This is a genomic window from Candidatus Competibacteraceae bacterium, from assembly GCA_016713505.1.
Classification (GTDB): domain Bacteria; phylum Pseudomonadota; class Gammaproteobacteria; order Competibacterales; family Competibacteraceae; genus Competibacter_A.
The window spans coordinates 456,050-468,782 of the sequence record JADJPA010000001.1; the positions used below are offsets into that span (position 1 = coordinate 456,050).

Sequence of the window (12,733 nt, forward strand, 5' to 3'; positions counted from 1 at the left end):
GTTCAAGCCGTCGGCTCTAAGGTCAATTCCGTTACGACCACCTCCCACCGCTCGCAGCGCAACGAATCGCGATATTCGGGTTCAGTATGGGTTTTCTGACTGACGGTGATGGCCGCCACCCGCGCCGCGATGCACGTCGTGTTGGGAGGCGAGGCAAAACCTTTAGCGAGTTGGCCCACCCGGTCGCCGTTACCGTCCAGCAGCAACTTGCGTTTTCCTTCCTGCCGATAAAGTAGCGCATCGCCAACGTTGAGAGCCGCGATAGCGCGATGCACGCGATGGTTGTCCGGATAGAGGCCCGCAAAGCCGATGTAAACATCTTTCAAGCTCAGGCGCTTGCGGCTGCGTGCTAAAACGGGCGACGGCGGCGACAGCGCGCTGGGTGGACGCCGAAGAAGTTCGGGGCTTTCGGGCAATGGATCCAATAGGGGATGTCGTGCGGCAAAGCGGGCCAAAGTCAGCGTTTTCCTGGCGCGAGTCATGGCGACGTAGTACAACCGGCGCGGCGCATCCCGGTCCTCGTTGCGATCGCGTTGGCTCCAGCCGCCGTCGAGCACCGCCACATGGTCGAATTCCAGCCCTTTGGCGCGATGGGCGGTCAGCAGCAGCAAGCCCGTTTGCCGTCGCCGGACTTCTCGACCCCATTCGATGAGCCATTCCTTAAAATGGCCTTTCGGCGATTCCGCGTTGCTGCTTTCCAAGGCATATTCATCCATGGCTTCCCTCAATAAAGCCCACCAGCGGCCCGGTCCTTTGCCATCGAGCCATTGCTTGAGAATCTCCGCATTGATAAACGGGTGTTCTCTGGCCTTCAACCATTCGACCAACGCTTGAGTCTCTCGCAGCCACCAAAAATTTGGAGCTTCTTCGTTGGCCATTTGGACTGGAATATCGTGAAGTTCGCAGTAGCCGCGCACCGGTTCCAAAAAATGCCAGTTGCGGGCGATCACCGCCGCGTTCGCCCAATTCCAATCCGAGGTTAGCGCGGACAAGCGTTGCAGTTCCGCCATCACCGCCATGGCTTGCGTCAGAGGGTCGGTTCCGACCGGCAGTATTTGGGCGCGACCTTGAGAGACGGAATCTAGACGCCGCCAGTCGCCGCCGGGCGGAATTTTGGAGCGGGCGCGGTCAATCGTGATCGGGTGCTCGGTTTTCATCCGGTTGCGGGCCGGTTCGATGATTCGGTTGGCGGCGGCGATGATGTGGGCGGTGGAGCGGTAGTTCTCGATCAGATAAACTGGCTTCGCGGCGTAGTCGGCCTCGAAGCGCTGGATGAATTCAACCGACGCGCCATCGAAGGCATAGATGTTCTGGTCGTCGTCGCCCACCGCAAGCAAGCTGAGCCGGCCGTCTTCGTCCTGTAGGGTGCGGCCGGCCAACGCCGAGATCAGATCGTATTGATCCGGGCCGATATCCTGATATTCATCGACCAATATCCAGCGAAATCCGGCCAGGAGGCGTTCCCGCTGCACATCGGCCTCGTCCGAGGCTAGCCCTTCGCCTTTTAGCAGCGCCACCGCCTGTCGCAATACGACCCTGAAGGCATCCTCGTCCATGGCGGCGCGGTCGGCGAAGCTTGCGCCCACCAGCCGCATGGCGAGCGCGTGGCAGGTGAGAATGGTAACGCCCTTGGCGTCGTCACCGATCAGATCGGTCAAACGTCGGCGGATTTCAACCGCCGCGTGACGGTTATAAGCGAGGGCCAAAACGCCGCGCGGATTTTCTCGCCTGACTCGGACCAGATACGCGATGCGATGCACCAGCACGCGAGTTTTTCCGGAACCCGGACCCGCCAAGATCAAGACGTTGGCGCGATCCCGATCATCGGTTACGATTTTTTGTTGGGTCGGGTTGTTCAGGGATTCGACGATGGCCCGCCAAGATTCCGGGGTCGTCTGTCGGGACAATTCCTTTTCTCGCTCCGGCAACCAGCGGCTCAAAAACTCGGCGCGTTGCAGTGTGAAGTAATCCATCGCCAGCCGCAGCGCTTCCGCCATGGCGCTGAGGCCGCGCTGGACGTATTCCACCATGACGTGGATTTGCACCACCTGTTCGTCATAGTGCTGCGTGAGGGGGATAAAATCGGCCTTCAAGAAGTTGCGTTTTTCTGGGGCGAGACGGATGGTCATGGCCGAGCGAAAAATAGCCAAGCCTTTGTTCAGGCGAATAATTTCCTGTTCGTGGAGCCATAGCAGAGCGCGGTCGAGCAGTTTGGCGGGAGCTTTCATTTCCGCTTTGAGCAGCAGGTCGCGTTCGAGCGCCGCCATCAGCTTGCCGAGCGTGGTTTCGACCAGGATATCCGTCCCTCGCGTCCCCGACGGCAGGTCATCGAGCAGGTGGCTTAGAAGCCGGTCCGCCGCCGTCCGCCGCCGCCGGGCAAGTTGGTCGAGCGTCGACCATTCCCGCCGTAGCGTCACCTGCGCGGTTTCCGCATCCAAGCGCCTAACTTGCAAGCTGCCGGTGCCCCCGTCTTCGTCGCAGCCGTCGCGCGCGAGACTTTCAATGACTCCCCAGAGTTTTTCCGGCAAGGCGTTGGCGTGACCTCGATCCTTCAAATGTTGGGTCGCCCGCCGCAGGTGTAAAACCGAGGTTTCGCCTTTTTCAAGTTCCGGCGCTGTTTGACGCAATTCGTCGAGCAAGGCGGTTTCGAGGTTGGTGGCTTCTTCCAACCGCTTTCTTGAGTTGTGCTCCACCCCGACGTGCACGAAAGCGGTTAGAGAGGTATCGTTGCTGGCGATCCCCAAGCGTTCCAAATCGTAAAGCGCGGCGCGGATTTTCACCGCGCTCAATCCCGATAGCCCCATCAGTTCGTCGGTTGAAAGCCCCTGGTCGGAGTCCGCCGCCATCAGCGCTTCCACCAGCGAAAGTAACTGGCGGCGGTAATCCTCGAACATCGGTTTTGCTTCCAGTTTTCGTCGGGCGTCCTCCACCGATCGCACGCGGAGGGAGGACGGAAAAATTTGCACCCGATTCTCCTCGCGGGCGAGCAAGTGCGTTTCCTCCAGCCAAGCCAGCGCCACGCGCACGCGAGTGTCGTCAGTCGCGGAATCGCGCTCGAAAACCTCTTCGTTTTCCTTGCTCAGAATCTCACCGGCCGTGGCCACCACTTCGCCGCCGAGCCGCTTTTTGCGGTCCAGGTTGCGCAAGGCTTTGAGGATTGATTGAATCTCGCGCTGGTTCAACCGGGAGCGCGCGGACATGAAAAATTGCCTTTCCACATCGTCGGAGGTGTAAAGCAGCACACAGCGCGCTGGCGCTTGATCGCGGCCGGCGCGTCCCGCTTCTTGCAGGTAGTTTTCCAGCGAGCCCGGAATATCGGCGTGAACCACCAAGCGCACATCGGATTTATCGATGCCCATGCCGAAAGCGTTGGTTGCGGCGATGGCCCGCAAACCGCCGTTTTTGAAGCGTTCTTGCACGTTTTTCTTCACGTCGGGCGTCAGCTTGGAATGGAAGTGCTCGGCGGGCATCTGTTTTTGACGCAAGAAATCGGCAATCTCCTCGGCGTGTTTGCGGGTCGCGCAGTACACGATGGCACCGCCGGGCGAACCGGGCGTTAAATCCGTTTCCAACAACTGATGGACATGCGCGAATTTCTCGGCGCTGGTGGTTTTAAGAACGATAAATTCCAAATTGGCGCGGCTGGATCCGCCATCGAAAACCCGCAAGTCGATGGACGGCTTGGCGTGGAAGTAGTCCACGATGTCAGCCACCACGTCCGGTTTGGCGGTGGCGGTCAGGCACAACACCGTGGGAATAGGGTCTTGGCCGGCTTTTTCCTGAATGAAGCGGCCGACATAACGGTAGTCGGGTCGAAAATCGTGACCCCATTTGGAAAGACAGTGCGCCTCATCCAACACCCACGCGCCAATTTCGCGTTGGGCCAGCACATTGCGCACGGTGCGATTGCGTAATTGTTCCGGCGAAATGAGCAAAATGCCGATATCACCCAGCCGGACCCGATCCAGTACGTCGGTGCGTTCCGGTAGGGACAACAGACCGTTGATGGCATCGCAGTGTTTGATGCCGCCATTTTTCAAGCTGGTGATTTGATCCGCCATCAAGGCCACCAGAGGTGAAATGACGACCGTCAAAGCGCCGATCTTGTCGTAGCGGGATAGCGCGAGAAGCTGATAGCACAGCGATTTTCCGGTCCCGGTCGGCAGTATTCCCAACACATGTTCGCCGGCCATGGCGGCTTCGACGATGCACTGTTGCAAGGGTCGCCCATCGGAATGAGCCGGTTCGGCACGAAAGCCTGGGATGTCGGGAAACCAATGCTTCAGTTCCTTCAGCGCGCTGTGCCGATCCCGACACCACGCGCAAGCTGGATCGCCGCACGCGCTATCCCGCAGGCGGCGCACCAAAATGCCCGCTTCCGGAAACTGGTGGCGCACCCAGGGCGGCATGACTGAATTACCGCCCGCCACCGACAGCCACGCCAAGGCGTAGGCTAACGGCCAAGCGTGCTGTTTCGCTTCGGTTAAAATGGCGCGCGCGTGATTGAGGCAGCCGCGTCCGCGCAAAAACCGTTCGATGGCGGTTTGGGCTTCCGCTTCGGTCGGGCGCGATCGGTGCCGGACCGTCATGAAAAAAGCATTCAGACCGGCGGTCGGTCCTTGCGTCGCGGTCAACCAATGCCAGGCGAGCAGCAAATCCGGCGCGGATTGGCGGAGGGCGCGCAAGGCGTTTTGCTGGTCCCGAAAGACCTCCAAGGTCAGGCACGCATCCAATTGCGGATCGTTCAGCCGCCCGCGCTTGAGTTGACCGTCTTGATAGTGTTTGACGAGATGGTGATAAGGATTCCGGGGGAAGGCTAACGGGTTGAGGAGCAGGGTATCCACCATCGGCAGTTTGAGCAGGCGCAAATCGGGTTTGGCGGCCGCCAGATGCGGCGCGTCGAAGGCGATCAGATTATGGCCGAGCAGGAAAGCGCAGCCTTCGGCGAAGTCGTCGAGCTTGGCGAGGTGCGCGTTTAAGTCGCCGGAGTTGAACAGGAAGGAGCGCCCGTCATCGCCGCGCACCCCGGCGAATTGATGGATGCGTCGGTCCTTGATTCCGACTTCGAGATCGATGGAAAGGCAATGAGGCGCGAAGCCGCTGGCGGGCGCTTCCCTGATCGGATCGTTCATGAAGGTGAGAAGTCCTGGTTTTACGCGCCCGATAAATAGTCTTCGATGTTGATGTTATCGATTTGCTCGGGCCGCAGAAAGCGCTCGGCGTATTGCCGGTAAACGCCGGCGCGGAGAAACAGCGCGAACAGCTCCGCATCGATATGCCGCTCGCGAGACATCCGGGCCATGATCGTCAAGGCTTCCGACAAGGTTTTTCCAGATTTGTAGGGCCGGTCGATGGCGGTCAGCGCCTCGAAAATGTCGGCGATCGCCATCATCCGCGCCAGCACGCTCATCTCCTCGCGCCGCAGCCGCTTGGGATAACCCTTGCCGTCCATCGTTTCGTGATGGCCGCCCGCGATTTCCGGCACCCGCCGCAACGATTTGGGAAAGGGCAGGCGCGACAGCATCATGATGGTCTGGACGATATGTTCGTTGATCTTATACCGCTCCTCCTCGGACAAGGTGCCGCGCGCGACGGCCAAGTTATGGACTTCACCCTGGTGGTAGAGCAGTTCGGGTACGTTGAGCTTAAATCCCCAGCGATTGTCGGCTTCAATCCGATCCTGAGGACGGCGTTCGAAGCGGTGTTCCGGTTTGTCGGCCAGCAAGCGTTCGACGGCGGGCAGGGGTTCGGCCGGCGCGCGGTCCTTGCGGGCGCGCTCTTCGTTCGAGAGGCCCAAGCGGTCGTCGAGCGTGCGCAGCCAGGTCCGTTCGGCCAGCTGCTTGAGGCGGGCGATCTGAGCGGGGGCCATGAATTCACCCCCCTGGTTGCACGAGGCGACAAAGGCAAAATCGTCGTCCAGCGCCCGCCATCGCGCTTCGAGGTCGGCCCGTAGCCCATCGCGGTCGCCGCCGTCGGCCACTTGCCGCCAATAGGCGATCTCGGCGTCTCGCTTTAGCACCTCAAAGCGCGTTCGTACTTCGTGAATCCGGTTGTAGAGCGTTTCCAGCTTGGTGGCCTTATCGACCACATATTCCGGCGTGGTGATTTTGCCGCAGTCGTGCAGCCAGGCGGCGATATGCAATTCCTCCCATTCCGCCTCGCTCAAATCGAAATCGCGGAACGCGCCGAAGTCGTCCGCGCAAGCCGCCTGGGCCAGCAGCTTGGTCAGCGCGGGCACTCTGGCGCAGTGGCCGCCGGTGTAGGGGCTTTTGGCGTCGATGGCGTCGGCCAGCAATCGAATGAAGGATTCAAAGAGATTTTTCTGGGCTTGCAACAAGCGCTGATTTTCGATGGAGACGGCCGAAGTGCCCGATAGCGCGGTAATAAACGCCAGCAACTCCGGCCCGATGGACTCGCCGTCGCCGGGCGAATCAGCCTTTAAGATGGCCAGCACGCCAACCAATTCCTGCTGTCGGTTGCGCAAGGGCACCACCATCAATTGACCGACTTGCTTGATGGGCGGATCGGTCAATAGCGCCAAATATTCGGCCAGCGGCTCCGCCGGCGCGAGCGGCCTGATTTGCGGGACCGTCGCGCGAGCGGCTTCCACCAGCGGATGGGAGGGGGATGCATCCAAGGGCAGCGGAGGCAGACGGTCGGCCGCCACCGTTCCTTCCCGGTTCGATAGGCGGGCGGCGGCGGGCCGTAGCTTTTTCTCATCATCGCTGACCAAAAATAGGATGCCGGCGTCGCCCCGCGCCAGAGCTAGGGTTTCGGCCAGCACCCGATCCAGCAAGCGCTCGAACTGGCGTTCGGCGGCCAAGGCCGATCCGATGTCGAGGAAGTGACGGATGGTGGATTTCATTGAATCCATGGCGCGGGCCAGTTGGTTCACTTCATCGATAAACGAGTGCACCTCAATGGGTTCGTGAAAGTCGAAGCGGCGGATGCGCGCCGTTTCGCTGACCAGATTTTGCAGGTGCCGGGCGATGCGGTTCGCCAGCAACCAAGTCACCGGCAAAGCCAGCAGTACCAGAAAAACCGCAATCAAAACTCCTCGGTCGCGAATGTGTTTCGCCTCGGCCAACAGATCGTCGCGGGGTACGGCCAGCGCCAGGAATAAGGGCGTCCCGCCCTCGAACGGCAAGATTTTCACCATGCCATGCCAAATCTGTCCGGCGGCCTTCAGGGTGAAACTCTTTGGCTGCAATCCTATGAGTCGTTGATTTGAATAAAATAATTGACGATCCAGTTCGGTCAGGACCGGCTCTTTTAATTCAGAGAGCCTAGCCAGCCGCAATTCGCCCCGCTCGCCTCGATACGGCACGCGAGCAGGATCGAGATAAGCGATGGCTTGGCCGGGGCCGTCGAAGACCGCGAGTTGGGTCGTCGGAACGAGACGACTGCTCTCAAGCGTGGCCGAGAGCGCCCCCAGGGTCAGATCGGCCCCCACGACCGCTTGGCCCACCTCGGCGCGGCGGGCGAGGGTGATGCCCGCTTCGCGGGTGGTGAAAAACAGATACGGGTCGGTTCGGATGCGGCCCGACTGGCGTCGCGCCGCCTGATACCAAGGGCGCGCGCGCGGGTCGAACGCATAATCGGGCCGCGAATCGCGGCGCAGCAGCTTCAAATCGGCATCGAAGAACAGAAAAGCGCCCGCGGCGACGCCTGTTCCATCCCCCCGTTCCACGCTCTGCACCAAATAACGCGCCGAATCGGGAACGGCCAATGAATCACGTAACAAAGAATCCGCCGGCAGCGAACGCACGAGAAAGAAATCGCCGTTTTCATAACCGACGTAAAGGGCGGACAGATGTTCGAATCGAACGAACGCCTCGCGCAAATAGCCCAAACTATCCAGGCGTTTGACCAGCGTGTCGTCCGCCGCCAGCCGCTGCCACGCCAGCAAATCGACCGTGGTGGCCGCTGGAGCGACCAACATTTGGAGCTGGCGGGCGGTTTGATCGGCGATGCGTTCGAACCGTTCGTCGGCGGCTTGCAAGAGTAGTTGGGTGGTCTTGGCGAAGCTGTTCCAAATCAGGGTCGCGCCCAGCAACAAGATCAGGGCGACAAACAAGGTCGCGATGTGAACGCGCAGCGGTAACTGACGCCGCGCCGCCGGGGTGTGCGAGAAGATCATTCGCTTGCAAGAATCCGAGTTGGCCCGCGGGACGGATCGAACGAGGGTTTTAAGGATACTGTAGCGAATAAATCAGCGTTTTCATGCCTGGAACGTTCGTTGGAACGCGGCCATGTAATGTGGCTATCCAGTTCGCGCCGCGCCTGAAGGGCGGGCGTGTCCGGTTCGAGGCCGCTCGGGCGAGCGCGCCGGCGCTGGCGGTTCGGATAGGAGGTAACGAGGTGACGGTCAAGAGGGCGGGGAACGTCGGATGGGGTCCGAACGATCGGGCGGCTTTATCGGGCTTTGCACCCACGCCATCCCTGAAGGGGTTTGGCGGAAAATGGGTTGGGCGATGTGGTCGAGATGACCGGCGCGTCAACCGCCGGAAATGCCCCGGCATTCCCTAGCCGGGGAGGGTTTTAAGAAAGATTAAGCCGCAAGCTTCACCGTGGCCGCGACGTCTTGATACTCCGGCACCTGATCGAAGTTGAGGTAACGGTAGATTTCAGCGCCCTTGGCGGTGATGTCGCCCATGTAGCTCATGTATTCCTCGAAGGTCGGAATCTTGCCAAGCAGCGCGCACACCGCCGCCAGTTCCGCCGAACTCAGATACACGTTCGCGCCCTTGCCCAAGCGGTTGGGGAAGTTGCGGGTGGAGGTGGACACCACGCTCGCGCCGTCGGCGACACGCGCCTGATTGCCCATGCACAGCGAGCAACCCGGCATTTCCATCCGCGCTCCGGCGGTGCCGTAGATGGCGTAATAACCTTCCTCGGTCAACTGGCGGGCGTCCATCTTGGTCGGCGGGGAAATCCACAGCCGGGTCGGGACGTTGGACTGGCCGTTTAGCACCTTGCCCGCCGCCCGATAGTGGCCGATGTTGGTCATGCACGAACCGATGAACACCTCGTCAATCGTCGCGCCCGCCACGTCCGCCAACGTCTTGACATCGTCGGGATCGTTGGGGCAAGCCAGCAGCGGTTCCTTGATCTGACTGATGTCGATCTCGATCACGTCAGCGTACTCGGCATCGGCGTCCGGTTCCATCAGGGTCGGATTGGCCAGCCACGCTTCCATGCCCTTGATGCGCCGCTCCAGGGTTTTGGGATCCTCATAGCCGTTGGCGATCATCCATTTGAGCAAAGTGATGTTGCTGTTCAGATATTCGATGATCGGCTCTTTGTTGAGGCGCACCGTGCAGCCGGCGGCGGAACGCTCGGCTGAAGCGTCGGACAATTCGAACGCCTGCTCGACCTTCAAATCCGGCAAACCCTCGATTTCCAGGATGCGACCGTTGAATACGTTCTTCTTGCCTTCCTTCGCCACGGTCAGCGTTCCCGCCTTGAGCGCGGCGTAGGGGATGGCGTTGACCAGATCGCGCAGGGTGACGCCCGGCTGCAACTGACCCTTGAACCGCACCAGCACCGATTCCGGCATATCCAGCGGCATCGAGCCGGTGGCGGCGGCGAAGGCCACCAGGCCGGAACCGGCCGGGAAGCTGATGCCGATGGGGAAGCGGGTGTGGGAGTCGCCGCCGGTGCCGACGGTGTCGGGCAGCAGCATCCGGTTCAGCCAGCTATGGATGATGCCGTCACCGGGACGCAGCGCCACGCCGCCCCGGCTGGAGATGAAATCGGGCAGGGTGTGATGGGTCTGCACGTCCACCGGCTTGGGATAGGCGGCGGTGTGGCAGAAAGACTGCATGACCAGATCGGCCGAGAAGCCCAGGCAGGCGAGGTCTTTCAATTCATCGCGGGTCATCGGGCCGGTGGTATCCTGCGAGCCGACCGTGGTCATCTTCGGTTCGCAGTAAGTGCCGGGACGGATGCCGGCCACGCCACAGGCTTTGCCGACCATCTTCTGCGCCAGGGTGAAACCCTTGCCGGAATCCTGAGGGGCGACCGGACGGCGGAAGATCGGGCTGGGGCCGAGTTCTTGGACTTCGCGCGCCCAGTCGGTCAGACCGCGACCGATGATCAGGTTGATACGGCCGCCCGCTTGCACTTCATCCAGCAGCACGTCGGATTTATAGGCAAAGGTCGAAATGACTTCGCCGTTTTTCTCGATCTTGCCGGCATGGGGATAGATGTCGATGACATCGCCCATGTTCATTTGGGTCACGTCGCAGTCGGTGACCGGCAGCGCGCCGGCGTCTTCCATGGTATTGAAAAAGATCGGGGCGATCTTGCCGCCCAGGCAATAGCCGCCGTAGCGCTTGTTCGGCACGTAGGGGATGTCATCGCCGGTCCACCACAGCACCGAGTTAGTGGCGGATTTACGGCTGGAGCCGGTGCCGACCACATCGCCGACATAAGCGACCGGATGGCCTTTCTTCTTGAGCGATTCGATCAGCTTCAGCGGGCCGAGCTTGCCGGGCTCGTCGGGTTGGATGCCGGGCCGCTCCATTTTCAGCATCGCCAAGCCGTGCAGTGGGATGTCGGGACGGCTCCAGGCGTCGGGAGCGGGGGAAAGGTCATCGGTGTTGGTTTCGCCGGTGACCTTGAACACGGTCACGGTGACTTTCTCCGGCAGTTTGGGGCGGCTGGTGAACCATTCGGCCTCGGCCCAGGATTTCATGATCTGCCGGGCAAACGCATTGCCCTTGTCGGCCTTTTCCTTGACGCCGTGCTTGTAGTCGAACATCAGCAAGGTCTGCGCCAGCGCCTTGGCGGCGGCCGGCGCGCATCCGGCGTCATCCAGCAAATCGATCAGCGGCTGGATGTTGTAACCGCCCAGCATGGTGCCGAGTAGTTCAGTGGCGCGCACGCGGGAGATCAGCGGCGACTTGGCTTCGCCCTTGGCGACGGCCGCCAGGAAGGCGGCTTTGACGTAGGCGGCCTGATCCACGCCAGCCGGCACCCGATGGGTCAGTAAATCCAGCAGGAAACTCTCCTCGCCCTTCGGCGGGTTTTTGAGCAACTCGACCAAATCGGCGGTTTGTTGTGGGGTCAGCGGCAACGCCGGGATTCCGAGGGCGTTACGTTCGGCGGCTTGTTGGCGATAGTTTTCGAGCACGGAAAAACCCCTTTGATGTTCCGGTTCCCGCGAAGCGGGCGGCCGATAGAGTGGAGGTTACACGGCTAAAATCCGCCCACCTTACGGCCCGGCCGGCGGATTTCAAGATAAAAAGCATTGCTATTGTAGCGTTGAAGCGAGGCGCTGGAAACGTGGCCGGCGGCGCGCGTTTCCGGTCGCCTCGGGGTGAGATTCATTCCTTTTCAGGAATGGTCAGCGCCAGGAACAGCGCGCCGTTTTCGCGCCGGACCAAGATTGGAAGTGGCCGACCGGCGGGCAGCTGCTTGAGCAGATCGACGAACTGGCCGGCGTCGCTCACCTCCACGTTGTTGATCCGCGAGATGATGTCGCCGGGCCTGATCCCGGCGCTGGCCGCCGGGCCGTCGGCGACCTCCTTGACCAGCACGCCGGAACTGCCTGGCTTGCGCTTTTCGGGCGGCAGCTCAACCACGGTCAGGCCGAGTCGGTCGGCGCGCGGCGCTTCATCGTTCAGGGTCGGTTGCCGCTTGGCCTCGTCCGGCAGTTGCTCGATCTTGGCGTTCAGGTTGAGTTCCTTGCCCTCGCGCACGAGGGCCAGCGTCGCGCTGGTGCCCGGTCGGGTGCGGCCGACCATCAGCGGCAGATCGCTGGAATGCTGTACCGGCTGGCCGTTGAAGGCGACGATGATATCGCCGGTCTTGAGTTCGGCTTTCTGGGCCGGACCGTCGGCGAGGACTTGCCCGATCAGGGCGCCACGCGGCTTGTCGAGCCCGAAGGATTGCGCCAGTTCCGGGGTGACTTCTTGGATCATGACGCCCAGCCAGCCGCGCGCCACCTTGCCGCCGGCTTTGAGCTGTTCCACCACTTCCATCGCCACGTCGATGGGAATGGCGAAGGAGACGCCTTGGTAGCCGCCCGAGCGGCTGTAAATTTGCGAGTTGACGCCGATCACTTCACCGTCCAGATTGAACAGCGGCCCGCCGGAATTACCGGGGTTGACGGCGGCGTCGGTTTGGATGAAAGGTACATAATTATCGCTGGGCAGGCTGCGGCCCAGGGCGCTGATGATGCCCTGGGTGGCGGTGCGCTCGAAGCCGAACGGCGAGCCGATGGCCAGCACCCACTGGCCGACCTTGACCTTGCCGCTGTCGCCGAACTTGACGGTGGGCAGCTTGGCGTCGGTCTTGACCTTGAGCAGGGCGATATCGCTGCGTTTGTCCGCCCCGATGACCTGCGCGGCTAGCTCGCTGCGGTCGGACAGCCCGACCACGATGCTGCTCATGTCCTCGACGACGTGCGCGTTGGTGACGACGTAGCCGTCCGCGGAGATAATGAAACCGGAACCGACCGACGAGCGCGGCCCGGAAGGCATGTCGGGCATTTCCTCAAAGAAGCGCTTAAAGTAGTCGTGAAATGGGCTGTCTTCGGGGATGGCGGGATGGCCGCGCTTGGGCCGTTGCTCCTTGGGTTCCGACTTGGTTTGAATGCTCACCACCGCCGGGCTGTAGCGCTCGACCAAAGTGACGAAATCTGGATATTCCGCCGCCCGCGGGCTGCGCTCCACAGCAACCCGAAGACGGCGAGCAGCCAGAACGGCTGTTTGAGGCGTTGCATGAG

At 61.4% G+C, this 12,733-nt stretch carries 4 protein-coding genes; all 4 read right to left on the bottom strand.

The window, feature by feature from the left end; translation table 11 throughout:
• Positions 1-2: 2 nt before the first annotated feature.
• The 4 genes from IPK09_02250 to IPK09_02265 all read right to left on the bottom strand — a co-directional run bounded on the left by IPK09_02250 (position 3) and on the right by IPK09_02265 (position 12,707).
• Entirely contained in the window at positions 3-5,132 is a 5,130-nt protein-coding gene (locus tag IPK09_02250; protein MBK7982436.1) for a RecQ family ATP-dependent DNA helicase, read from the bottom strand.
• Positions 5,133-5,152: 20 nt separating this feature from the next.
• On the bottom strand, positions 5,153-8,140 hold the full coding sequence (locus IPK09_02255) for a HAMP domain-containing protein (protein ID MBK7982437.1): 2,988 nt from the start codon (positions 8,138-8,140) through the stop codon (positions 5,153-5,155).
• A gap of 411 nt (positions 8,141-8,551) precedes the next feature.
• Positions 8,552-11,137 (bottom strand): bifunctional aconitate hydratase 2/2-methylisocitrate dehydratase, encoded by a 2,586-nt coding sequence (gene acnB / locus IPK09_02260; GenBank protein ID MBK7982438.1) that lies wholly within the window; start codon positions 11,135-11,137, stop codon positions 8,552-8,554.
• Positions 11,138-11,330: 193 nt separating this feature from the next.
• On the bottom strand, positions 11,331-12,707 hold the full coding sequence (locus IPK09_02265; protein ID MBK7982439.1) for a DegQ family serine endoprotease: 1,377 nt from the start codon (positions 12,705-12,707) through the stop codon (positions 11,331-11,333).
• Positions 12,708-12,733: the final 26 nt, after the last annotated feature.

Excerpts from the sequence above, each read along its gene's own strand:
- IPK09_02250 (MBK7982436.1), bottom strand. The coding sequence starts at position 5,132 with ATGAACGATCCGATCAGGGAAGCGCCCGCCAGCGGCTTCGCGCCTCAT.
- IPK09_02255 (MBK7982437.1), bottom strand. The coding sequence starts at position 8,140 with ATGATCTTCTCGCACACCCCGGCGGCGCGGCGTCAGTTACCGCTGCGC.